This is a genomic window from Pseudomonas marvdashtae (assembly GCF_014268655.2).
In the GTDB taxonomy this organism is placed as follows: domain Bacteria; phylum Pseudomonadota; class Gammaproteobacteria; order Pseudomonadales; family Pseudomonadaceae; genus Aquipseudomonas; species Aquipseudomonas marvdashtae.
The window spans coordinates 1,457,051-1,480,985 of the sequence record NZ_JABWQX020000001.1; the positions used below are offsets into that span (position 1 = coordinate 1,457,051).

The window sequence follows — 23,935 nt, forward strand, 5'->3', positions numbered from 1 at the left end:
AAAACCTTTCCTACTGCTTGATCACGCGGCCTTGGCCACCACATTCGAACGTGGCGACAACAGGCTCACCAGTACAAAACTCACCAGCGCCACGCTCAGGCTGTAGTAGATCGGCGTGTTCGCGTCCAGGCCGTCTTTGAACATGAAGAACAGCGCGGTCAGGAAGCCCAGCGACATGCTAGTGATTGCCCCGGCCGTGGTCGCGCGTTTCCAGTAGATCGCGCCGATCAGCGGGATCAGCATGCCGCCCACCAGCAGGTTGTAAGCCAGGGTGAGGGCGCTGATCACGTCGCTGACCACCAGGGCGATGCCCAACACCACCACACCCAGCAGCAGGGTCGCGATGCGGTTTTCGTGGACGTCGCCGTCGCCGCTTTCTCGGCCCTGGCGCAGACGCGGCAACAGGTCCTGGACCACCGTCGTGGACGCTGCCAGCAGCCCCGCCGCGGCGGTGGACATCAGCGCCGCCAGCGCTGCGGCGATTACCAGCCCGCGAATGCCATTGGGCAGGCTGGTCTGCACCACGCTGGCGAAGGCGTTGTTGACGTTTTCCAGGTCCGGCAGCAACACCTTGGCGGCCATGCCGATCAGCGCACCGGCCAGGCCGTAGAGCACGCAATAAAGGCCGGCGGCAGTGCCGGCGACTTTCGCCACGCGTTCGCTGCGAGCGGTGAACACCCGTTGCCAGATGTCCTGGCCGATGAAGATGCCGAAGAAGTAGATCAGGAAGTAAGTGAGGATCGTGTCCCAGCCGATCGCGGTGAAATCGAAATAACGCGCCGGCAACGCCGCTACCATCGCATCCCAGCCGCCGGCGTCGACGATGGACATCGGCATCAGCAGGAACACCAGGCCAACGGTCATGATCAAGAATTGCACGATGTCGGTCAGGGTCAGCGACCACATGCCACCGATGGTGGAATACAGCACGACGACACCGCCGCCCACCAGGATCGAAGCCCAGAAGGGCAGGCCGAACAGCACTTGCATCACCGTGCCGATGGCGATGGTCGAGGTCGCCCCGATCATCAGCGCATACACCAGCATGATCAGCGCGCTGGCGTGACGAGCCGCCGGGTTGTAGCGGCGCTCCAGCACTTGGGTCACGGTGTAGATCTTCAGCTTGAGCAGCGGCTTGGCCAGGAACAGGCTCAGGCCGACGATGCCCAGGCCGATCGCGCCGCACAGCCAGAAGCCGGAAATGCCGTGGACATAGCCCAGGCGCACGGTGCCGATGGTCGATGCGCCGCCCAGCACGGTCGCGGCCATGGTGCCCAGGTAGAAACCTGGGCCGAGGTTGCGCCCGGCGACCAGATAGTCGTCACGCGTCTTGGCGCGGCGCATGCCATACCAGCCCAGGGCGATCATGCCGGCGGCGTAGATGAGAACGACGATTAAATCCAAAGCCATGATGGCGTGTCTCCGATTGTCTTTTTTATGTGTAGGACGAGGTGGTGCTGTCCCTGGCGAACGAGGTGTTGTGGCGAGGGAGCTTGCTCCCGCTGGACTGCGCAGCAGTCCCAGGCTTTAGCGGTTGCTGCGCAACCGAGCGGGAGCAAGCTCCCTCGCCACAGGTATCTCGTGTGTTCGGATCAGGCGGTTTGCCTGAGGGCTGGTTTATCAAGGGGCGCCGACGCGTCCTTGCTCCGCGCATCCCCCGGCCCGTACACCGCCGCAGGCTCTGGAAACAGTCCCAGCAGCGCCAGGTACACCACCGACGCTAGGCCCAGGGTGACCGGCAGGCTGATGTCGATACCGCCGGCCAGCTCGCCCAATGGCCCGACGAATTGCCCCGGCAGGTTGACGAAGCACAGCCCCACCAATGCGCTGGGAATCCACGCCCCCAGGCCCCGCCAGTTCCAGCCGTGGCTGAACCAGTAGCGCCCGCCGGTTTCGCCGCGGGTGAACACCTGCAAGTCGTCCGGGCAGTAGAAGCCGCGGCGCACCAGCAGGCCGATGATCATGATCACCATCCATGGCGTAGTGCAGGTGATGATCAGCACGGCGAAGGTCGAGACGCTCTGCACCAGGTTCGCGGCGAAGCGCCCGATAAAGATGAAGGCAATCGACAGCACGCCGATCAGCAGCGTCGCCTTGACCCGCGACAGCACGCGGGGAAAGACGCTGGACATGTCCAGCCCGGTGCCGTACAGCGACGTGGTCCCGGTGGACATGCCGCCGATCACCGCTATCAGGCACACCGGCAGGAAGAACCATCCCGGCGAAACCGCCAGCAGGCCGCCCACGTAGTTGTTGGCCGCGATGTAGTCCGGTGCCTTGATCGCCACGATGGTGGCGGTGGCAAGGCCGAACAGGAACGGAATCAGCGTGGCCAACTGGGCAGCGATCACCGCCAGCATGATGCGCGGCTTCGGCGTATTTCGCGGGATGTAGCGCGACCAATCGCCAAGGAATGCGCCGAAGGAAATCGGGTTGCTCATGGCCACCAGCGCTGCGCCGATGAAAGCGGCGTAGAAGCCCGGCTGGCCGAGGCTGACCGTGCCGGCGAACTGGCTGTCGAAGCTCGGCGCGAAGGCGAATATGCCCAGCAGGAACAGCAGGCTGGCGGCCCACACGGCGATGCGGTTGACCCACAGCATGAAGCGGAAGCCGTAGATGCACACGGTCAACACCAGGAGTGCGAACAAGCCGTAGGCCAAGCCCAGGCTGAGGTCGGTTTCCGGCACGCCGATCAAGCGCTTGGCGCCGCCGATCAGCGCATCGCCCGAACTCCACACCGACAGCGAGAAGAACGCGATGGCGGTCAACAGCGAGAGGAACGATCCGACGATTCGCCCGTGCACGCCGAAGTGCGCACCGGAAGACACCGCGTTGTTGGTGCCGTTGAGCGGGCCAAACAGGCCCATCGGCGCGAGGATGATCGAACCCACCAACACCCCCAGCACAATCGCCCAGGCACCGGCCTGGAATGACAGGCCGAACAGCACCGGGAAACTGCCGAGCACGGCGGTGGCAAAGGTATTGGCGCCGCCGAAGATCAGGCGAAACAGATCGCCCGGACCGGCGGTTCGTTCATGGTCGGGGATCTGTTCGACCCCGTTGGTTTCAATCTGCGTAAGGCTTTTATCGTTATTGTTATTCATGATCTGCTCCGATCATCGAGGCGCACTCATCGCACGTGAGCGCTGCCTGCTTGGCTAAGGGGGTGGCAGCCCTTCCGGCATTGCGGACAAATGTTCATGACAGGCCAGCCATAGGCCTTGTTGTTCTTGGCGAAACACAATGGTTTCGCGCTCCTGGCTAAAGTGAAGCTCCCCTTGCATGCGCAGCTCGGTGGCCACGTCATGGATGAAAATCGCCACGTCTCCTTGCAGGCTGACGAAGGCGTTGCTCGAGGTGCAGTTCAGCACCTCGAAGCCATCCTCGGACCGCCAGCGATCCCATAACGCCTGGTAGGCATCGCGGGACAACAAAGGCTGTTCGAGGGTGTAGAACACGAAGCTCGCATCGGCCGCGAACGCGCCGAAGTAAGCGTCGCGGTCATTGCGGGCGAAGGCCGACACCAGTTGCGCGGCGGCCTTGAGCACTTGATCGTGATCGTTCATGGCGGCGCCTCAGCGATGGACTACGCCCGGCAGTACGCAGAGCATCTCGTACAGCAGGTTGGCGCCCAGCAGCGAGGTGTTGCCGGTGGTGTCATACGGCGGCGAGACTTCTACCAGATCGCAGCCGACCAGGTCGAGGCCCTGGCAACCACGGACAATTTCGATGGCCTGGATGGTGGTCAGGCCGCCGATTTCCGGGGTGCCGGTGCCCGGCGCCCAGGCCGGATCGATGCCGTCGATGTCGAAACTCAGGTACACCGGGCCGCCGCCAACTTTCTCGCGCACTTCGGCCATCAGCGGTGCCAGGGATTTGTGCCAGCACTCTTCGGCCTGGACCACGCGGAAGCCCTGGTTGCGGCTCCAGTTGAAATCGTCGGCGGTGTAGCCCTGGGCGCGCAGGCCGATCTGCACAACGCGGTCGCAATCGAGCAGGCCTTCTTCCACGGCGCGGCGGAAGGTGGTGCCGTGGGCGATTTTCTCGCCGAACATGTGATCGTTCACATCGGCATGGGCGTCGATGTGCACCAGGCCGACCTTGCCGTGCTTCTTATGGATCGCCCGCAGGATCGGCAGGGTGATGGTATGGTCGCCGCCCAGGGTCAGGGGGATGACGTTGTGTTCGAGAATCTTGTGGTACGACTCTTCGATGATCCGTACCGCGTCCAGCAGATTGAAGGTGTTGATCGCCACGTCGCCAATGTCCGCCACCGCCAGCGAGTCGAATGGCGCGGCGCCGGTGGCCATGTTGTAGGGGCGGATCATCACGGATTCGGCGCGGATTTCGCGGGGCCCGAAACGGGTGCCGGCGCGCAGGGAGGTGCCGATGTCCAGCGGTACGCCGACGAACGCAGCGTCGAGGCCGGCAGCGGTTTGCAAATGGGGGAGTCGCATCATGGTGGCGATGCCGCCGAAGCGCGGCATTTCGTTGCCGCCCAGTGGTTGGTGAAGAATCTTGTCCACGGGTAGGGCCTCATCGTTTGTTTTATTTATCAGGGGCCGATTCTGCGAAAAGCTTTTGCCGTGAAGAATCGCTGGCGGCAAATACTTAGTTCAGATTTTTCTAAACTAATGGCGGGCGGGCCGATAGACTCCCAACCAACGCCTTCGCCACAGGTTTGCAGTGTCCTGTTTGTATTTGGAGTCCCCCCAATGGCCAACGCTCTACCCGACCTGAAACTGCTGCGCATTTTTGTCAGCGTGGTCCGGCACCAGGGGTTCGCCAATGCCCAGCACGAGCTCAATATTTCCACATCGGCCATCAGCACCTACATGAGCCAGCTCGAATCAGCCCTTGGCCTGGTGCTCTGCCATCGCGGACGGGGCGGGTTCAGCCTGACCAGCAAAGGCGAGTTGTTCCATCAGGAAACCCTGCGCTTGTTGGGCGAACTCGAAGGGTTCGAGCAGTACGCCGCAGCGCTCAAGGGCGAACTGCGCGGTACGCTGAACCTCGGCGTGATCGACTCCACCGTCAGCGACAAGGCCCTGCCGTTTGCCGAAGCCATCGGCGCCTACAGCCAGGAACATCCGGCGGTACATTTGCACTTGTCCGTCATGAGCCCTTACGAACTGCAACTCGGCGTTCAGGACAATCGCCTGGACTTGGCCATCGGCGCGTTCTCCACGCGCATGAGCGGCCTCGTCTACATGCCGCTGTACCGCGAGCAACACTGGCTGTATTGCAGCAACCGCCACCCGTTGTTTAACGAGCGGCGCATCCCTGAACAACTCATCACTCAGCAACGCATGGTCGGGCGTGGTTACTGGAGCCAGGCCGAACTGGCGCGCCATGGCTTCAAGCACAGCGCGGCGACGGTGGAGAGCATGGAGGCCCAGTTGATCCTGGTGCTGTCCGGCGCCTATGTCGGCTATTTGCCCGAACATTACGCCCAAGCCTGGGTCGACAAGGGCGACTTGCGCGTGCTGCTGCCGGCGACGTTTGGCTATCAGGCACCGTTTTCGATGATCGTGCGCCGTGGCCGCAGCCGTGAGCCGTTGATCCAGACCTTCCGCGACTTGCTCAAAGCGCAACTGAATCAGGCCTGACCATGTCCAGAATCCAATGCCCGCGTTGCCTCCGGCCGCAAAGCCACTGCCTGTGCCCGCTGATCCCGAGCCTCGACAGCCGCACCCGGGTCTTGTTGTTGCAGCACCCCAGCGAGGTGAACCACGCCTTGAATACTGCCCGGTTGGCGGCGTTGGGGCTCAATAATGCCGAGTTGATCGTGGGCGAAGTGTTCGCGGATTTGCCCCGGTTGCTCAATCAACCGGGCTATCAGGCGCGGTTGTTGTTTCCTGCCGACGATGCGCAGCCGCTGCAAGCCTATGGCCCGAGCGGTGATTCGCTGCTATTGGTCGTCCCCGACGGCACCTGGCGCAAGGCGCGCAAGCTGCTGCATATGAATCCATTGCTGGCGGCATTGCCCAGGGTGACCCTGGCCGAGGGTGGCGTGTCCCGCTACCGTTTGCGCAAGGCGCCAGGACCGGGGGCGTTGTCGACAGTGGAGGCGATTGTCCAGGCGCTGCAAACCCTTGAGGCACCTGCGAGCTTCGAGTTGTTGCTGAAGCCGTTCGAGGCGTTGATCGAAGGGCAGATCGCGGCGATGGGGGAGGAGACTTATCAGAAAAATCATGGAGGGGGGTGATCGTTCCCACGCTCTGCGTGGGAATGCATCCACTGACGCTCCGCGTCACATCCGCAAAGGGGACGCAGAGCGTCCCGGGCGGCATTCCCACGCGGAGCGTGGGAACGATCAGTCTCAGCCAAAGCCTAGCGCTCGCGCATCGCCTCGGTCCGCGCCTTCAACACCGGTTTGAGCAAGTAATCTAAGACACTTTTCTCCCCGGTGATGATATCCACCGTCGCCACCATCCCTGGAATGATCAGCAGCGGTTTTGCATCGCCGCCCAAATGATTTTTGTCGGTGCGCACCTGGATCAGGTAGAAGCTGTTGCCCTTGTCGTCGGTGATGGTGTCGGCGCCGATCAGTTCGAGCTTGGCGCTCAGGCCGCCATAAATCGTGTAGTCGTAGGCGCTGAACTTGACCATGGCTTTCTGGCCTGGATGCAGGAACGCAACGTCCTGGGGACGGACCTTGGCTTCGATCAGCAGGTTGTCTTCCAGGGGCACGATTTCGATCATGTCGCTGCCCGGCTGGACCACGCCGCCGATGGTGTTGACCTTGAGCTGCTTGATCACCCCATGCACGGGCGAGACCACGGTGGTACGGGTCACACGGTCATCAATGGCGATGCTCGAGGCGGTGATTTTCGACAGCTCGGTGCGTTTCTCGTTGAGTTCCTTGGCCGCGTCGGAGCGGAAGGACTGTTCCGATTCGTCGATCTTGCTCTTGATTTCGTTGATCGCCGATTCGGCCCGAGGGATTGCCAAGGTCGTGGCGTTGAGCGAGCCGCGGATTTCCACCGCGCTGCGCTTGAGCCGCAGGATCTCCACCGGTGAAACCGCCCCGGTGCGCACCAGCGGTGCCGACATGTTCATCTCTTCTTGCAGCAGGCCCAGGGCCGAGCTGAACTGGCTTTGCTTGGAGCGAAACTCCGCGAGTTCCTGGGTCTTCTGCCGCAGTTGTTCAGTCAGGGTGCGTTGCTCGCTGGCCAGGCGTCGCTGGCGTTGTTCGTGCAACGAGCGCTCGTCTTCCGCCACTTGCGGCGCCTTGGCGATCACCTCGGCCGACAGCTTGAAGGGACGGCCTTCTGCCTCGGCCGACAAGCGTTCGACCTGGGCCGTCAGGGCATAGCGGTCGGCCTCGCTCTCGCCCTTGTTCGACAGGAACCGCGTGTCGTCCAGGCGCAGCAGGGTATCGCCCTTGTTCACCATTTGGCCTTCGCGCGCAAAAATCTCGGTGACGATGCCGCCCTCCAGATTCTGGATCACCTGGATCTTGCTCGATGGAATGGCTTTGCCCTCACCAGTGGTGACTTCTTGCAGCACCGCCAGTTTGGCCCAGACCAGCCCGGTCACGATCAGCCCGGCGGCCAGCCACACGGTAACCCGCGAGCGACGGGGCGAATCCTGCAGCGTGGCGCTGGCGGTTTCCGGCATGAACTCGCTTTCGGCGCTTCTGCTGAAACTGCCGAAGTAGCTGCGGGCGGCTGAATCGGGCGTTTGAGCTGGCATGGGACGGTACCCGTTGGTTAGATGAAATAGTGCTCAGTGCTGCTTTTTGTGGCCACAGGGCAGTTGTAGGCAGCTATACCGCCGCGGAGCCTACCCGGCCTTTACGCAGCGCATCGATCACCGCTTCCTTCGGCCCATCCGCCACGATCCGCCCGTTATCCAGCACCACCAAGCGGTCCACCAGACTCAGCATTGAGGTGCGGTGGGTGACCAACAGCACGGTCTTGCCCTGGACATGGGTGTGAAGCTTCTGCCGCAAGGTATCTTCGCTGCTGTTGTCCATGGCGCTGGTGGGCTCGTCCAGCAACAGGATCGGCGGATCGAGCAGCAGCGCGCGGGCCAGCAGCACGGCCTGGCGCTGGCCACCGGAGAGCAACTGCCCGCGCTCGCCCACCGGGCGGTCGAAACCTTGTGGATGCTGGCGGGCCAGTTCGGTAACGCCGGTCAGCTCCGCCACTTCCAGCATGCGCGCGTCGCTGATATAGCGGGCGCCGAGGGTGAGGTTGTCGCGCAGGCTGCCGGCCAGCAGCGGCAGGTCATGGGCGACATAGCCGATCTGCTGCCGCAAGTCGGCGACGTCCAGTTGCCGCAAATCCAGCCCATCGAGCAGCAGTTGGCCTTCCTCCGGTGCATAAAAACCCATCACCAGGCGCGCCAGGGTGCTTTTGCCCGAGCCGCTGCGGCCGATGATCCCGACCCGTTCGCCAGCCTTGAGGCTGAAGCTGATGTCGGCCAGCGCCGGGGTGTCCTGGCCGTTGTAGTGGAAGGTCACGCCGCTGACGTCCAGGGCGCCCTGCAACTGAGTGCGGTCCAGCGGGCGCTGTTTGGCATCGCGCTCCTGGGGCAACGCCATCAGGGCATCGGTGCTGCGCATGGTGAGCTGGGCTTGCTGATAGCGGGTAATCAGCCCGGCGATCTGGCCCAGCGGCGCCAGCACGCGGCTGCCGAGCATGTAGGTCGCCACCAGCGCGCCGACGCTGAGGTTGCCGGCGATGATGCTGTAGACGCCGGCGACGATGGTCGCCATGCCCGCCAGTTGCTGCAGAAAGAGGGTGCCATTGGTTGCCAGCGCCGAAAGGTTGCGCGCATGGCTGTCGAGGCGGGTGAGGGCCCCGTGGGTGCTTTCCCATTGATGCTGGCGCTCGCTTTCGGCGCTGCAGGCCTTGAGGGTTTCCAGGCCGCCGAGGGTTTCGATCAGCAGAGCCTGGCGCTGGGCGCCGAGGGCCAGGCTTTTCTGCACGGTGTCGCGCAGGCGGGCCTGGATGATCATGGCGAAGACAATGGTGATTGGAAACGCCACCACTGGAATCACCACCAGCCAGCCGCCGAGCAGGCCGATCACCACCAGCATCAGCAGGGCGAAGGGCAGGTCGATCAGGCTGGTGAGGGTCACGGCGGTGAGGAACTCGCGCAGGCCCTGGAAGTCATGGATGCTTTGGGCGAATCCGCCGATGGTCACGGGCTTGGCTTTCATCGCCATGCCGGTGATGCGTTCGAACAGGGTAGCGGAGAGAATCACGTCGGTTTTCTTGCCGGCGGTGTCCAGCAGATGGGCGCGCACCACTCGCAGCACCAATTCGAACCCGGTGCCGATCAGCAGCCCCACGGCCAGTACCCATAGCGTCGACGTGGCCTGGTTCGGTACCACGCGGTCGTAGGTCTGCATGACGAACAGCGGCACCATCAGGCCCAGCAGGTTGATCAGGAAACTTGCCAGGATCGCGTCGCTGTACAACCAGCGCGACAGTTTCAATGTGTCGCGAAACCATGCCTCGACCCGCGGCACCAAGGGTGCGCGCAGGTCTTCGAGTTCATGGCGTGGCCGGGCGAACAGCGCCTGGCCACTGTAGTCGGCGGTCAGTTCCTGGCGACTGACCCATTGCTCGCCGCCATCGGCTTCGCTGGGCAGGATCAGCGCCTGGCCGTCCTCGCCCCAGCGCCGCAGTATCGCGCAGCGACCACCGGCCAGGATCAGCATGACCGGCAAGTTGAGCGCAGAAATATCGTTCAGGTCGCGACGCAACAGTCGCGCCTGCAAACTGGCCCGGGCCGCTGCGCGAGGCAGCAGGTCCAGGCTCAAGCGTTGGTGCGCCATAGGCAGCCCGGCGCTGAGGCTGGCGCGACTGACGGTCGCGCCATGGAGTTTGCAGAGGATCAACAGACCGTCCAGCAAGGGATCATCGAAGTTCAGGCGCGGGTCGGCGCCGGGGATTACCGGTTCCATGCGGGTCATGCTGATCACTCCCACTGGATTACTTCAGTTCCGGCAACCGCGCCTGGTTCTTGACCTCGGTTTGGGCGACCGCGTCGGCTGGCAGCACGATCCGTTGTTTTTGCAGCAGCAGGCCCATGTTCGCCAGCACCCGGTACATCGAGTATTCCTCGGTGTAGCGCACCTCGGTGTAGCGACGGTTGGCGTTGTACAGCTCGTTTTCACTGTCGAGCAGATCGAGCAGGGTCCGCTGGCCGAGGCCAAACTGGTCTTGGTAGGCGGCGCGCACGCGAGCGGTGGTGTCGGCGTACTCGCGGGCCGTCGGGGTCTGCTTGCGGGCGTTGAGCATCGCGTTCCAGGCCAGGCGCGTGTCTTCATTGAGCTGGCGCAGGGCGTTGTTGCGAATGTCCATGGCCTGGTTGATCTGATGGGCGTTCGAGGCCAGCCGCGCCTTGTCGCTGCCGCCGCGGAACAGGTTGTAGTTCATCACCACGCCGAGCCGCCAGTTGTTGTCATGGCCTTCTTCGCCGCCGAGGTTGTTGTTGGCGCCCACGGCCGCTTCGGCGTCGAAGCGCGGGTAGAACGGCGACTTCGCTACTTCGTACTGGCTCTCGGCGGACTGCACGTCGGCCTGTGCCGATTTCAGGTAAGGGTTGTTGTCGACCATGCTTTGCTGGGCTTCGCGCAGGTCGACGGGAAGCTCGCCTTTGGTCGAGGGCGGCGCTTCCAGCTCATCGGGCATGCGCCCGACCACGCTGTAGAAATTCGCCTCGGCATCGGCGAGGTCGACTTGGGCGGTGTCGTAATTGTTTTCCGCCAGGGCGCGACGGGCATTGGACTGGTCGGAGTCGGCGGTGCTGCCCACGCCCCGTTCGGTGCGCAGGCCGATCTGATCGTTGACCCGCAGGTGCGCTTGCAGATTGTTCTTGGCCAGGGTCACCAGTTCGCGACGCTTGAGCACTTCCAGATACACCTCGATGGTGCGCAGGGCCAGGTCCTGGGCGGTGCCCTGGGCGTAATAGGCTCGGGAATTGACCACGCCTTTGGTGCGCTCCACTTCATTGGCGGTGTTGAACCCGTCAAAAATCATCTGCCGCAGGCGCAGCTCCGACTGGGTGTAAGTCAGGATGTTGGTGTGGTGGTTGCCCAATGCCCGGGTATTGGTGTTATCGCTGTAGCCGCGGCCATAACCGGCGTTCAAATCCAACGATGGGAAAAAGCCCCCCCTGGCGACCTTGACGTCTTCATTGGCCGACAAACGGCTGTCCACCCGTTGCGCCAGTTCGGGGTGGGTTGCAATGGTGCTCTGGATCGCTTCGGTCACCGACATGGCCTGCACCTGAGAAGAGCAGGCGATGGCCAGTAAAACCGCGCTGTAGAGGGGGGTAAGAACGCGCATGGGGAGCATCTCCTGAGGTCTGTTGTGCTTCGTTGTCGCCAGAATATTGACGTTTAAAAGATCAAAACCGTTTCAACCTTGTAACAACACAGCTAAGAACATCCTGAGGAAAACCTAAGAAGGATTTCTCATAAGGCTTATGCCGAAAAAAACTTATGTGCTCTGAGAAATCCAGCACATTGTTCAAATCGAAAGCCGCGGAAGATAAGGGTTCCGACGACTTTTAGGCGTCAATAAAAAGTTCCATACAAATTTTGAAACGTAGTGAAGACGTGCAAAAAGGTTGAGCGGAGAGGTGGTTTTAAGCGACGGTTTTTTGTCATTGTGGCGAAAGGCTAGCGCTTTGGACGTTCGCGAAAGCTGGCAGATTTTCCAGATTCTGACGGTAACCTGAGCACGCATTCTTCACCCAGACAGGTGCTGACTGCGGTCGGCAGCGGAGGGAATGCACATGGCAGCGCTCATCGGTACCGTCAGCAAGGTGGTAGGGCAGGTTTTCGCGGAGGCTGCCGGCGGGCTGCGGCGGCCCCTGGTCGAAGGCGATCGGCTGTATGCCGGCGAGCATCTGATCACCGGGGCCGAAGGCGCAGTGGCCGTGCATTTGCAGAACGGCCAGGAATTGACCCTGGGCCGCGAGAGCAACCTGAGCCTGACCCCGCAATTGCTCGCCAACCAGGCGCCTCATGTCGACACGCCTGACAGCGCGGCGCCGACCGATGCGCAATTGACCGATGTGCAACAACTGCAGCAAGCCATCGCCGCCGGTGCCGACCCGACCCAGACGGGCGAGGCCACGGCAGCGGGCGCCGAGGGCGGCAACCCGGGCGGGGTGGGCGGCGGGCACAGCTTTGTATTGCTGGAAGAAGTCGCCGGGGAGGTTGATCCGCTCATCGGCTTTCCAACCGCCGGGTTCAATGGGATACCGGAGTTCCCGCAGTTGGAGTTGGCCGCTGACCCGGATGGCGACGGCGATGACGCTGCCGTGCCACCGGTAACGCCCGAGACGCCGGATAATCCCGTCACCCTCGACGGCCTGACCGTGGACGGCGGCGAACTGACCGCCCACGAGGCCAGCCTCGCCGACGGCACGGCGAGCAACCCAGGCGCCTTGGTGCAAAGCGGTACGTTCACCCTTTCGGCCCCCGACGGCCTGAGCAGCCTGAGCATTGGCGGCATCAGCGTGATTGCCGGTGGCGTGCCCACGGGTTTCCCGCAATCCATCACCTCGGCGCTGGGCAATACGCTGACCATCACCGGCTACAACCCGTCCACTGGCGTGGTCAGCTACAGCTACACCCTGACCGACAATGAAACCCATCCGACGGGCGACGGTGCCAACAGCATCAGCGAGCAATTTCCCGTGGTGGCGGTCGATACCGACGGTGATACGGCCACCGGCACCCTGGACGTCAACATCACCGACGACGTGCCCCAGGCAATCGATGACAGCCACGCCAGCACCGCATCGGAAACACTCGTCAGCCTCACCGGCAACGTCTTGCCCAATGATCATCAGGGCGCTGATCGCATTCCCACCGGCTCCGACAGCGGCCCGATCATCGGCGGCACCTTCACCGGCACCTACGGGACGTTGGTCCTCAACCCCAACGGCACGTATACCTACACGCTGAACACCAGCGACCCGCAATTCGTCGCGTTGCACGGTGGCGGCAACGGCACGGAAACCTTCACCTACACCCTGACCGACGCCGACGGTGACACCAGCACCGCGAACCTGGTGCTGCAAGTCCATAACAACGACGACCCGGTGATCATCACCGGTCTCGACACCGAAGGCGGCGAGCTGTCGTTGCAAGAGAAAAACCTCGACGACGGCAGCAGCCCCGACGCTTCGGCGCTGACCCAAAGCGGCACCTTCACCGTGACCGCGTTGGACGGCGTGCAAACCCTGAGCGTCGGCGGTATCAGCGTGGTCAGCGGTGGCGTCGCCGCCGGCTTCCCACAATCGATCACCACCGCGTTGGGCAACACGCTGACCATCACCGGCTTCAACGCGATCACTGGCGTGGTCAGCTACAGCTACACCTTGCTCGACAACGAAGCGCATCCCAATGCGAATGGCGCCAACAGCCTGGGCGAGCAATTTGCCGTGGTGGTCACCGATGACAACGGCACCACCGCGAACGGCAACCTGGACGTGAACATCGTCGACGATCTGCCCAAGGCCGTGGATGACAGCAACGCCGGTACCGCCTCGGAAAGCAACCTGACCCTGACCGGCAGCGTGCTGACCAACGACACCGAAGGCGCCGATCACGTGGCGTCCGGCCCGATTACTCCCGGCACCTTCACCGGTACTTACGGGACCTTGGTCCTCAACGCCGACGGTTCCTACACCTACACGCTCAACGCCGCCGACTCTGACTTCAAAGGCCTCAACGGTGGCGGCAACGGCACGGAAACCTTCACCTACACCCTGACCGACGCCGACGGTGACACCAGCACCGCCAACCTGGTACTTGAAGTCCATAACAACGACGACCCAGTGATCATCACCGGTCTCGACACCGAAGGCGGCGAGCTGTCGTTGGAAGAGAAAAACCTCGACGACGGCAGCAGCCCCGACGCTTCGGCGCTGACTCAAAGCGGCACCTTCACCGTGACCGCATTGGACGGCGTGCAAACCCTGAGCGTCGGCGGTATCAGCGTGGTCAGCGGTGGCGTCGCCGCCGGCTTCCCACAATCGATCACCACCGCGTTGGGCAACACGCTGACCATCACCGGCTTCAACGCGATCACTGGCGTGGTCAGCTACAGCTACACCTTGCTCGACAACGAAGCGCATCCCAATGCGAATGGCGCCAACAGCCTGGGCGAGCAATTTGCCGTGGTGGCCACCGATGACAACGGCACCACCGCGAACGGCAACCTGGACGTGAACATCGTCGACGATCTGCCCAAGGCCGTGGATGACAGCAACGCCGGTACCGCCTCGGAAAGCAACCTGACCCTGACCGGCAGCGTGCTGACCAACGATACCGAAGGCGCCGATCACGTGGCGTCCGGCCCGATTACTCCCGGCACCTTCACCGGTACTTACGGGACCTTGGTCCTCAACGCCGACGGTTCCTACACCTACACGCTCAACGCCGCCGACTCGGATTTCAAAGGGCTGCACGGTGGCGGCAGCGGCACGGAAACCTTCACCTACACCCTGACCGACGCCGACGGTGACACCAGCACCGCGAACCTGGTGCTGCAAGTCCATAACAACGACGACCCAGTGATCATCACCGGTCTCGACACCGAAGGCGGCGAGCTGTCGTTGCAAGAGAAAAACCTCGACGACGGCAGCAGCCCCGACGCTTCGGCGCTGACCCAAAGCGGCACCTTCACCGTGACCGCGTTGGACGGCGTGCAAACCCTGAGCGTCGGCGGTATCAGCGTGGTCAGCGGTGGCGTCGCCGCCGGCTTCCCACAATCGATCACCACCGCGTTGGGCAACACGCTGACCATCACCGGCTTCAACGCGATCACTGGCGTGGTCAGCTACAGCTACACCTTGCTCGACAACGAAGCGCATCCCAATGCGAATGGCGCCAACAGCCTGGGCGAGCAATTTGCCGTGGTGGTCACCGATGACAACGGCACCACCGCGAACGGCAACCTGGACGTGAACATCATCGACGACTTGCCCCAGGCCCACGCCGATTCAGCCTCGGTTGAGGAGGGCGGGACGGTCAGCGGCAATGTGCTGAACAACGATGAGGGCGGTGCCGATGGTCCCGCGGCGAGCGGTGCGGTCATCGGCGTACGGGCGGGCGGCGATACGTCGACCTCGGCCGTCGGCGGCCTCAATACCCAGATCAACGGCGCCTACGGCTACCTGACCCTGGATGCCAACGGCAACGCCGTTTACCACAGCAACCCGAGCGTCGTCAGCGCACCGGGCGCCACCGATGTGTTCACCTACACCGTGCGCGACGCCGATGGCGATGAAAGCACTACGACCATCACCGTCGACGTGCACAACAGCTGCCTCGTCGCTGCGCCGGATCATGAGATCAGCGTCCATGAACGTGCGCTCGACCTCAACCAGGATGGCCAGGACCTGGCCCCCGGCACCGTAACCGGCAGCACGCCGAACGCCAGCAGTGAAACCGCCAGCGGCAGCCTCGTGGATGCGGTGACCGGTGCGGTCGGCGCCGTCACGTTCGCGCTGATCGGCAATGCCTCCGGCGCCCATGGTCAATTGTTGCTCAACCCGGACGGTTCCTACACCTATACCCTGACCTCGCCCGCAACAACAGCGCCCGCCGCCAACGATGGGCCGAACGTGCTGAGCGAAAGCTTTACCTACCAGGCCACTGATTCACTCGGCAACACCGTCACCAGCACCATCGTCATCAATATCGTCGACGATGTGCCCAAGGCTCATTGCGATACCGCTGCGGTGGTGGAAGGCGGGACGGTCAGCGGTAATGTACTGGACAACGACGTGCTGGGCGCGGACGGCGGCGCGGTGCTTGGCGTACGTGCCGGCAACGATACTTCAACGCCCGTCACTGGCGGCCTCGACGCGCAGATCAACGGCACCTACGGCTACCTGACGCTGGACGCCAACGGCAACGCGGTTTATCACAGCAACCCGGACTCGGTCGGCGCACCGGGCGCCACCGATGTGTTTACCTACACCGTGCGTGATGGCGACGGTGACGAAAGCACCACGACCATCACTATCGACGTGCACAACAGTTGCCTGGTCGCCGAAACCGACCACGACGTCACCGTCTATGAAAAAGCCCTGGATCTGAAACAGGACGGCCAGGACCTCGCGCCTGGCACCGCCACGGGCAGCGAGCCGGGTGCCACCGGCGAAACCGCCACCGGCACCTTGGTCGGTTCGGTCACCGGTGCGACCGGCGCCGTAACGTTTACCCTGGTGGGAGACGCCACCGGCGCCCACGGCCAATTGCTGCTCAATCCCAACGGCTCCTACACCTACACGTTGACTTCACCAGCGGCGACCTCGCCCCATGCCAACGACGGCCCGAATGCGCTGACCGAAAGCTTCACCTATCAGGCCACCGATTCCCTGGGCAACAGCACTACCGGCAACCTGGTGGTGAGCATCGTCGATGACGTGCCCAAGGCGGTCGCGTCTGAGCGTTCGGTCACGGCGACGGAGATCGATTCGAACCTGCTGATCGTGCTTGATGTGTCCGGCAGCATGAAAGATCCCTCAGGCGTGTCGGGGCTCTCTCGAATGGACCTGGCCAAACAGGCAATCAACGCTTTGCTCGATAAGTACGATGACATGGGCGATGTGAAAGTCCAGCTCGTGACCTTCAGCGGCAGCGCCACCGACCAGAGCACCGTGTGGGTCGACGTAGCAACTGCCAAGACGTTGATCTCGACGCTGAATGCGCACGGTGACACCAATTACGATGCGGCCGTGGCGGTGGCTCAGACTGCGTTCGCAACCTCCGGCAAACTGCCCGACGCACAGAACGTTGGCTATTTCTTCTCGGATGGCAAGCCGACCTTGGGCGAGATCGGCTCGGCGGACGAAGCCGCTTGGAAGGCCTTCCTCGACGCCAACAGCATCAAGAACTACGCCATCGGCCTGGGCAGCGGCGTCAGGGATGTCCACCTCGATCCGCTGGCCCATGACGGCAGCACTCACACCGATACCGACGCCGTGCTGGTCACCGACCTGAACCAACTCAACTCGGTGCTTTCCGGCACGGTGCAAGGCGTGCCGGTCACCGGCAACCTGTTGGGCGAAGGCGGCTCGTTCGGTGCCGACGGCGGGTTTGTCAAAAGCCTGGTGGTGGACGGCACGACGTACAGCTACAACCCGGACGCCAACGGTGGCCACGGTGCACTGACTGCCAGCGGCGGGCTCAACCACGGCTCCTTCAATACAGCCACCAACACGTTGAGCATCGCCACCGACCACGACGGCACCCTGGTGGTGAACCTTGACACTGGCGGGTTCAGCTACACCTCGCAGACCACCACCGGCACTCTGATCACCGAGCACATCGGCTACACCATCAGCGACAACGACGGCGACCTGGCCAGTTCCAACCTGATGATCAAAGTCGTGCCCAACAGCCCTCCCGTGGCCGTTGAGGACAATGTCATCACCAACGTGCTGTCGGGCAATATCGTCATCCCCAGCGAACTCTTGCTGGGGAACGACAGCGATGCCAACGGCGATCCGCTTACCGCTTCACCCACGGGCTTCAATACGGGCTGGATCGCCAAGGGCGCGGATTTCACCGGCACCAGCGGCACTGCCAGTTTCACCGGCAACAATGCCCAGGTGATCAACCTCAACCGCAGTGCCTTCGTCGCCAACGCTGCGAGCATGACGGCGGTGCTGGTGGTCAGCGGCGCGCTGGGGTCGGTGTCGAACAACAACGCCAACGATGAAGACCGGCTCAACATCACGCTCAAGCAGGGCGAAACCCTGACGCTGGATCACAACCTCACGGCCGGTCGCATCGCCATGGAGTACTCGTTGAACGGCGGGCCGTTCATCGCGATCAACGATGGCGCCTCGTTCACCGCGGCAGCGGACGGCAACTACCAGATCCACGTCACCAACATCCCCAACCCCGGCAATGGCAACGCCAATGCCTCGGAAAACTATCAACTGACGATGACCGTCAACTATGCCGGCGCCCAGGACCACACGCCGGATTACCACGGCACTTACACCGCCAGCGACAACCATGGTGGCAGCGACAGTGCCGGAGTCGGCATCAGCTACCAGGCAGGCCATACGCTCACCGGCACAAGCGGGGACGATGTGCTGCTGGCCGGCAATGGCAACAACGTGCTCAACGCCGGCGATGGCAATGACATTCTCAGTGCGGGCACCGGCAACAACACCTTCAATGGCGGGGCGGGCGGCGACTTGCTCTACAGCGGCAGCGGCAACGACCTGCTCGACGGCGGCAGCGGCAACGACACCGCCAGCTACGCTCACGCCACCGCGGGAGTTACGGTGAACCTCGGTCTGCTGGCCGCACAAGATACCCTCGGCGCCGGCACCGACACCCTGGCCGGCATCGAAAGCCTCGTCGGCTCGAACTTCAACGACACCCTCGCGGGTAACGGCGCGAGCAATCGCATCGACGGCGGGCTCGGCCATGACATGCTCAATGGCGGCGGCGGTGATGACATCCTGATCGGCGGCCTGGGCAACAACACCCTGACCGGCGGCAGCGGCGCCGACACTTTCCAATGGCAGGCGGGCAACAGCGGCCACGACGTCATTACCGACTTCACCCCAGGCCTGGACAAACTCGACCTGTCCCAACTGCTACTGGGTGAAAACGGCAGCGCCGCGTCCCTCGACGACTACCTGCACTTCACCGTCACCGGCACCGGCGCATCGGTCATCACCAGCATCGACGTCAGCAGCATGGCGGGTGCCACGCCGAACCAGACCATTGACCTGGCCGGCGTCAACCTCGCCAGCCTCTACGGCGTCACGCCGGGCGCGGGAGGAATGATCGGCGGCGCGGACACGGCGACCATCATCAATGGGATGCTCAATGATCATTCGTTGAAGGTGGATACGGTTTGAGGTGAGCTGAGTAGGTTTGTCCCATAAGGGTGGCTTCGCCACCCAGCGGGAACAAGCTCCTCGCCACAATGGAAGCTTAGGGTCTTCGCAGCGTCTTCTGCCTGAGGATATAAGCCGTCACCAGCACCGCGCTGGACAGCATGAACACCCGTGCCCACGGGAGTGGCACCAAGTAGCAGGAAAAGAGGATGCTCACCCACATCAGTCCGATGGCGTAGACCTTGCCCTTGAGCGGGATGCCGTTGCCGCTGAGGTAGTCGCTGATCCACGGGCCGAGGCGGGGATGCTCGACCAGCCATTGGTAGAAGCGCGGCGAGCTGCGGGCGAAGCACGCGGCGGCCAGCAGTAGGAAAGGGGTGGTGGGGAGGACGGGTACGAAGATGCCGATGACGCCCAGCACCACGCTCAGCCAGCCGATGGCCAGCAGAGCGTAACGCAGGATCAGCGGGCGGTTGCCGACTGGCGCGGGCATCCGGTCACTCAGTGGTGGCGAGGCTTGAGGATCGCCGGTTTCTCGTCCGGAGCGTTGCACAGCAGGTACAGCGCGGTGAGGGCTTCCGGGATCTGCACGATCATGTCGTCCATCAGGTTCGCGTCGGCGGCGATGTCGGAAAACTCCGGCTGCTCGTCGAACAGGCCGGAACCGACCATGATCGGCAGGAGCATTTCGCTGACTTCTTCCTCGGCGGTTTCGAACCAGGCGGCTTCGCGCAGGAACACGCCTTCCATGAAGCCGATGCACCAGCCGCGCAACTCCGAATCGTCCGGGTCGTCGCCCAGGTCCAGTTCGCACGGCAGCTCGAATTCTTCGTCGGAAGCCAGTTGACGGGCAATGTGAGCCTTGAGGCCGACCAGCGTGGCTTCGATTTCAGCGCGCTGGGCTTCGTCGGCGTAGTGCGGCTCTTCGGCGAACAGGGCGTCGATCCATTCACGATCCGGCACCGATTCTGCGCAGATCGACAGGGCGGTCAGATAGCCGTGAGCGGCCACGTAATCCAGCGCTTCTTCGTGCAGCTCATCGGCGTCGAGGAAGACTTGCAGGCGGGTCAGTTGCTCAGCGAAGGACATTACGGGCTACCTTGGGGAATAAACAATGCGGGAATTCTAGGCCTTCTTGAGCGTCCAGGCCAGCCGCGTGGCGTATTTGCTTCTCGGCGGTGTGGCTGGACGCGCCGGTAGCTCACCGCAGGTCGCAGGTGGGCGCGAGTTCGGTGGCGATGCCGCAACACGATGTATCAGTCGGGTGCGCAGCCCTTGAGCACCAACCGAATAATGGTCTGTGCCGCCGCTTCATAATCGGCTTCATCGAGCTTGGCTTTGCCGGTTACCGCGCTGATCTGCCAGTCGAAGTCGGCATAGGTCTGGGTGGCGGCCCAGATGCTGAACATCAGGTGGTTGGGGTCGATAGGGGCGATTTGGCCGCGGTCGATCCAGGTCTGGATGCAGTCGATGTTGTGCCGGGCCTGGGCATTCAGTTGTTCAACGAGATCGGCGCTCAGGTGCGGGGCGCCGTGCATGATTTCGCTGGCGAAGACCTTCGAAGCGAAGGGCAGGTCCCGGGAAATACGGATCTTGGAACGGATGTAGTGGCTCAGCACCTCGCCCGGCTCGCCGTCGGCGTTGAAGGGCGTGGAGGCCTGGAGGATCGGCTCGATGATGCTTTCCAATACCTCGCGGTAAAGGTTTTCCTTGGATTTGAAGTAGTAGTAGACGTTGGGTTTGGGCAGGCCCGCCTTGGCCGCGATGTCGCTGGTTTTGGTCGCGGCGAAGCCCTTGTCGGCAAACTCTTCGCTGGCGGCACGCAGGATCAATTCTTTGTTGCGCTCGCGGATAGTGCTCATAAACCCTGGGGTTCCTTGCCGGTTCTGGCGGTGGCGCATGGTAGCACCGGGCTCGCGCGGCGCTCAAGAATGCCCATGGAAGCACCGCTCGCGCTATGCTGCGTAGCATTATTTATTCAAGGAGCCCCTTCATGGCTGGAAGCAGTTTGCTGGTACTGATCGACGATATCGCCGCCGTTCTCGACGATGTCGCGCTGATGACCAAGATGGCGGCCAAGAAAACCGCTGGTGTACTCGGTGATGACTTGGCGCTCAATGCCCAGCAAGTGTCCGGCGTGCGGGCCGAGCGGGAACTGCCGGTGGTCTGGGCGGTGGCCAAGGGATCGTTTATCAACAAGCTGATCCTGGTGCCTTCGGCGCTGGCTATCAGTGTTTTCGTGCCCTGGCTGGTGACGCCGTTGCTGATGGTCGGCGGCGCCTACCTGTGTTTCGAAGGGTTCGAAAAGCTAGCCCACAAATTCCTCCACAGCAAGGCTGAAGACCAGGCCGAGCACGCGCAATTGGTCGAGGCGGTGGCCGACCCGGCGGTGGACTTGGTGGCCTTCGAAAAGGACAAGATCAAGGGCGCAGTGCGTACCGACTTCATCCTCTCGGCGGAAATCATCGCCATCACCCTCGGCACTGTCGCCGACGCGCCGCTGACCCAGCAGGTCATCGTGCTGTCAGGCATCGCCATTGTCATGACCGTCGGCGTCTATGGCCTGGTGGCCGGGATCGTCAAGCTCGATGACCTGGGCTTGTGGCTGACCCAGAAACCGGGCCAGGCCGCCAAGAGCATCGGCGGGGCCATCCTGCGCGCGGCGCCCTACATGATGAAGAGCCTGTCGGTGATTGGCACGGCGGCGATGTTCCTGGTGGGCGGCGGCATCCTGACCCATGGCGTGCCGGCGGTGCATCATTGGATCGAAGGCGTGGCGGCCAGTGCCGGCGGCGCCGGGTTTATCGTGCCGATGCTGCTCAATGCCGTGGCCGGGATCGTGGCGGGTGCGCTGGTGCTGGCGGGAGTGATGGCGGTGGGCAAGGTCTGGAAGACCTTCAAGAAATAGAGCAGGCGCCAGAGAACCACCATGGGAGCCAGTCTGCTCCCACGGTGGTCGGTCGGCTGATGGTTACTCGGCGATCTGCAACTTGCGCGATTCGGTGTACACGTAGCGCACTTTTTCGTACTCGAACGGCGAGTTCAGCTGGCCGTAGCGGAAACTGGTCTGGTAGCGCTTGTCCACGCCACGCAAAAGCAGCAGTTCCGGGTGGTTGGAACTGACTTCGGCGACGTTCAGGAAGTTGATCGCCGACTCGGCCGTGTAGTCCACCAGCAAGCCCGAGGTGTCGCGCAGGTTCGACGGGCCGAAGATCGGCAGCACGAAATACGCGCCGCCGGGCACGCCGTAGTAGCCCAAGGTCTGGCCGAAGTCCTCGCTCTGGCGCGGCAGGCCCATGGCCGTGGCCGGGTCCCACAGGCCGGCGATGCCGACGGTAGTGTTGAGCAACAGTCGCGCCGTGGTTTCCATCGAACGCTTGCCCTTGAATTGCAGCAGGCTGTTCATCAGGTTCGGCACGTCTCCCAAGTTATTGAAGAAGTTGCTGACCCCGGTGCGCACGAAGCTCGGCGTGACATAGCGGTAGCCATCGACAACAGGCAGGAAGACCCACTGGTCGAAGCGGTAGTTGAAGTGGTAGACGCGGCGGTTCCAGGATTCCAGCGGGTCGTAGACGTTCAAGGCGTTGAGCGTCGAACGTTCGAACTCACGCTGGTCCAGGCCGGGGTTGAACTTGAGCTTGGACAGTGGTTCCTTGAAGCCGTCCGAATCCACCACCACGGGCGCGTTGGCCTTGCTGTTATCGGCGTGGACCATGCCAGCGCTCATTAATGCGGCAATAAGCAGAAGGTATTTAGCCACGGAAGAACTCCAGCATGGCGTCGCTGTTGACGCGATAGTTAAGGTTGCCGCAATGGCCGCCCAGTGGGTAAACCGTCAGGCGATCACCAAAAGTCTTGCGCAGGAAACCCAGGTCGCCCGGGCCGAGAATCACATCGTCGGCGTTGTGCATGACCGCGATCTTCGGGCTGGCCTGCAGATAATCCTTCAGGGCGTAGAGGCTGACCTGATCGACCAGTTGCAGCAGGCTGCCGCCGTCGGTGCGCGCGCGCCACATCGGAATCACTTGCTCGGTAAGGTAGCAGTCGAAATCGCATTGCAGCGCGCGCTTGAGGAACGGCGTCAGGCTGGTGCTTTCAGTGATCGGGAACTTGGGGGGGATGATCAGGCCGCGACGGTTGATCAAGTCCGAGGTAAACGCGATGTCCGCCGCCGAAAAACGGAACGAGGTGCCGATCAGCATCGCCATCTGTTCGTTGGTCAGGTGTTGCTTGGACTGCTGGAAGTCGTAGAGCAGGGCATCGTTGAGGTCGATGTAGCCTTTCTGCTGGAAGTAGCGGGTCAGCTTGTTCAGCACCAATTCATAGAAAGTGGTGCTGCTGTTGATGCCCTTGACCTCGGTCTGGACCAGTTTGTCGAGGTTGGTGATCGAGGTGTAGAGGTTCACCGGCGGGTTCAGCAACAGGACTTTCTTGAAATTGAAACTGCGCCGGGTTTCGTCCAGGTGCGCGACGAAGGCTGCATCCAGGGCGCCGAGGCTATAGCCGGTCAGGTAGTACTCGGTGACGGGCAGCTTGGGGTTCTGCGCGCGAACCGCTTGCATCACCCGGTACATGTCTTCGGCATCTTCCTTGGTGATACCCGGGGTGGCGAATCGCGAGGCCGCGCTCATGAAGTCGAAACTGGTGGGCGATGACAGCTGCACCACGTGATAACCGGCCTTGTAGTAAAGGCGCTTGAGGTACTCGTTGAGCGTGCTGTCGTAGCGTGCGCCGGTGCCGGCGATCAGGAAGATCAGCGGCGCGGGTTTGTCCTGGGTAGCCATGCGGTAAGTGAGGCTTTTTACCGGCCAGAAGTTGTCCGGCAGGATGAATTCGCGCTCCGGACGCAAGGTGAGACTGTGGTCCGACTGGTTGATGTCCTCGTTCAGCGGCAGTTCCGGGCGCAGGTCCGGCGGCGTGGTGGCAATGGTCGCCTCGAACGGGTTGGTCAAGGGGTAGCCATAGCTGGCGGCATCGACATCCACCGCCAGCGCGGACGCACTCAGGATAAGGCCGCCGGCGAGGGCAGCGAAGCGCAAGGAACGGAGCATGTCTGGATCTCTTAGAGAAAGGTGCCGGATGA

Annotated in this window: 16 protein-coding genes; 4 read left to right on the forward strand and 12 right to left on the reverse strand. The window is 62.7% G+C overall.

Features of this window, described 5'->3' with window-relative positions:
• Nucleotides 1–21 precede the first annotated feature (21 nt).
• The 4 genes from HU742_RS06775 to speB form a co-directional block, all read right to left on the reverse strand.
• Nucleotides 22–1,410, reverse strand: coding sequence for a sodium:solute symporter family protein (locus HU742_RS06775; protein ID WP_186614022.1), 1,389 nt, complete (start codon nt 1,408–1,410; stop codon nt 22–24).
• A 182-nt stretch (nt 1,411–1,592) separates the two neighbouring features.
• The gene (locus tag HU742_RS06780) at nt 1,593–3,107 is read right to left on the reverse strand and encodes a cytosine permease (RefSeq protein ID WP_186636285.1); all 1,515 of its coding nucleotides are present in this window, start codon (nt 3,105–3,107) and stop codon (nt 1,593–1,595) included.
• Between the two features lie 51 nt (nt 3,108–3,158).
• Nucleotides 3,159–3,566 (reverse strand): YybH family protein, encoded by a 408-nt coding sequence (locus HU742_RS06785; RefSeq protein WP_186636150.1) that lies wholly within the window; start codon nt 3,564–3,566, stop codon nt 3,159–3,161.
• Between the two features lie 9 nt (nt 3,567–3,575).
• The gene (speB, locus tag HU742_RS06790; RefSeq protein ID WP_186643754.1) at nt 3,576–4,526 is read right to left on the reverse strand and encodes an agmatinase; all 951 of its coding nucleotides are present in this window, start codon (nt 4,524–4,526) and stop codon (nt 3,576–3,578) included.
• Nucleotides 4,527–4,715: 189 nt separating this feature from the next.
• Here speB and HU742_RS06795 point away from each other — a divergent pair, with 189 nt between their 5' ends.
• Nucleotides 4,716–5,609, forward strand: a complete 894-nt coding sequence (locus HU742_RS06795) for a LysR family transcriptional regulator (RefSeq protein ID WP_186636153.1) — start codon at nt 4,716–4,718, stop codon at nt 5,607–5,609.
• A gap of 2 nt (nt 5,610–5,611) precedes the next feature.
• Entirely contained in the window at nt 5,612–6,208 is a 597-nt protein-coding gene (locus HU742_RS06800) for a tRNA-uridine aminocarboxypropyltransferase (RefSeq protein WP_186636155.1), read from the forward strand.
• Nucleotides 6,209–6,333: 125 nt separating this feature from the next.
• On the opposite strand, the gene HU742_RS06805 is transcribed toward HU742_RS06800, so the two are convergent.
• From HU742_RS06805 to HU742_RS06815, 3 genes are all read right to left on the reverse strand, one after another.
• Nucleotides 6,334–7,698 (reverse strand): HlyD family type I secretion periplasmic adaptor subunit, encoded by a 1,365-nt coding sequence (locus HU742_RS06805; RefSeq protein WP_186636158.1) that lies wholly within the window; start codon nt 7,696–7,698, stop codon nt 6,334–6,336.
• A 73-nt stretch (nt 7,699–7,771) separates the two neighbouring features.
• Nucleotides 7,772–9,931, reverse strand: a complete 2,160-nt coding sequence (locus tag HU742_RS06810) for a type I secretion system permease/ATPase (protein WP_186614012.1) — start codon at nt 9,929–9,931, stop codon at nt 7,772–7,774.
• Between the two features lie 19 nt (nt 9,932–9,950).
• A complete protein-coding gene (locus tag HU742_RS06815; RefSeq protein WP_186636161.1) occupies nt 9,951–11,309 on the reverse strand; it encodes a TolC family outer membrane protein in 1,359 nt (452 codons plus the stop codon).
• Between the two features lie 451 nt (nt 11,310–11,760).
• Here HU742_RS06815 and HU742_RS06820 point away from each other — a divergent pair, with 451 nt between their 5' ends.
• On the forward strand, nt 11,761–18,873 hold the full coding sequence (locus tag HU742_RS06820) for a retention module-containing protein (protein ID WP_217828367.1): 7,113 nt from the start codon (nt 11,761–11,763) through the stop codon (nt 18,871–18,873).
• A 76-nt stretch (nt 18,874–18,949) separates the two neighbouring features.
• Here the strand turns inward: HU742_RS06820 and HU742_RS06825 are convergent, their stop codons facing one another.
• The 3 genes from HU742_RS06825 to HU742_RS06835 form a co-directional block, all read right to left on the reverse strand.
• The gene (locus HU742_RS06825) at nt 18,950–19,345 is read right to left on the reverse strand and encodes a YbaN family protein (RefSeq protein ID WP_186636166.1); all 396 of its coding nucleotides are present in this window, start codon (nt 19,343–19,345) and stop codon (nt 18,950–18,952) included.
• Nucleotides 19,346–19,353: 8 nt separating this feature from the next.
• Nucleotides 19,354–19,941: a UPF0149 family protein gene (locus HU742_RS06830; RefSeq protein ID WP_186611597.1), complete on the reverse strand. Its 588-nt coding sequence runs from the start codon at nt 19,939–19,941 to the stop codon at nt 19,354–19,356.
• A gap of 167 nt (nt 19,942–20,108) precedes the next feature.
• Nucleotides 20,109–20,714 carry a TetR/AcrR family transcriptional regulator gene (locus HU742_RS06835; RefSeq protein WP_186636170.1) on the reverse strand — a complete coding sequence of 202 codons (606 nt, stop codon included), beginning with the start codon at nt 20,712–20,714 and terminating at the stop codon, nt 20,109–20,111.
• Nucleotides 20,715–20,845: 131 nt separating this feature from the next.
• Between HU742_RS06835 and HU742_RS06840 the strand changes: the two genes are divergently transcribed.
• Entirely contained in the window at nt 20,846–21,760 is a 915-nt protein-coding gene (locus HU742_RS06840; protein ID WP_186643757.1) for a DUF808 domain-containing protein, read from the forward strand.
• Nucleotides 21,761–21,823: 63 nt separating this feature from the next.
• Here the strand turns inward: HU742_RS06840 and HU742_RS06845 are convergent, their stop codons facing one another.
• Together HU742_RS06845 and HU742_RS06850 are read right to left on the reverse strand one after the other, a co-directional pair.
• Complete coding sequence (locus HU742_RS06845; protein ID WP_186636176.1) at nt 21,824–22,612, reverse strand: MlaA family lipoprotein; 789 nt, start codon at nt 22,610–22,612, stop codon at nt 21,824–21,826.
• Nucleotides 22,605–23,903, reverse strand: coding sequence for an alpha/beta fold hydrolase (locus HU742_RS06850; protein WP_186636179.1), 1,299 nt, complete (start codon nt 23,901–23,903; stop codon nt 22,605–22,607). Before HU742_RS06850 ends, HU742_RS06845 begins: the two co-directional genes overlap by 8 nt.
• Nucleotides 23,904–23,935: the final 32 nt, after the last annotated feature.

What these genes read in the sequence shown, in the direction of transcription:
- HU742_RS06775 (WP_186614022.1), bottom strand. Translation starts at nt 1,410, where the DNA reads ATGGCTTTGGATTTAATCGTCGTTCTCATCTACGCCGCCGGCATGATC.
- HU742_RS06785 (WP_186636150.1), bottom strand. Translation starts at nt 3,566, where the DNA reads ATGAACGATCACGATCAAGTGCTCAAGGCCGCCGCGCAACTGGTGTCG.
- HU742_RS06795 (WP_186636153.1), top strand. Translation starts at nt 4,716, where the DNA reads ATGGCCAACGCTCTACCCGACCTGAAACTGCTGCGCATTTTTGTCAGC.
- HU742_RS06800 (WP_186636155.1), top strand. Translation starts at nt 5,612, where the DNA reads ATGTCCAGAATCCAATGCCCGCGTTGCCTCCGGCCGCAAAGCCACTGC.
- HU742_RS06805 (WP_186636158.1), bottom strand. Translation starts at nt 7,698, where the DNA reads ATGCCAGCTCAAACGCCCGATTCAGCCGCCCGCAGCTACTTCGGCAGT.
- HU742_RS06810 (WP_186614012.1), bottom strand. Translation starts at nt 9,931, where the DNA reads ATGACCCGCATGGAACCGGTAATCCCCGGCGCCGACCCGCGCCTGAAC.
- HU742_RS06815 (WP_186636161.1), bottom strand. Translation starts at nt 11,309, where the DNA reads ATGCGCGTTCTTACCCCCCTCTACAGCGCGGTTTTACTGGCCATCGCC.
- HU742_RS06820 (WP_217828367.1), top strand. Translation starts at nt 11,761, where the DNA reads ATGGCAGCGCTCATCGGTACCGTCAGCAAGGTGGTAGGGCAGGTTTTC.
- HU742_RS06825 (WP_186636166.1), bottom strand. Translation starts at nt 19,345, where the DNA reads ATGCCCGCGCCAGTCGGCAACCGCCCGCTGATCCTGCGTTACGCTCTG.
- HU742_RS06830 (WP_186611597.1), bottom strand. Translation starts at nt 19,941, where the DNA reads ATGTCCTTCGCTGAGCAACTGACCCGCCTGCAAGTCTTCCTCGACGCC.
- HU742_RS06835 (WP_186636170.1), bottom strand. Translation starts at nt 20,714, where the DNA reads ATGAGCACTATCCGCGAGCGCAACAAAGAATTGATCCTGCGTGCCGCC.
- HU742_RS06840 (WP_186643757.1), top strand. Translation starts at nt 20,846, where the DNA reads ATGGCTGGAAGCAGTTTGCTGGTACTGATCGACGATATCGCCGCCGTT.
- HU742_RS06850 (WP_186636179.1), bottom strand. Translation starts at nt 23,903, where the DNA reads ATGCTCCGTTCCTTGCGCTTCGCTGCCCTCGCCGGCGGCCTTATCCTG.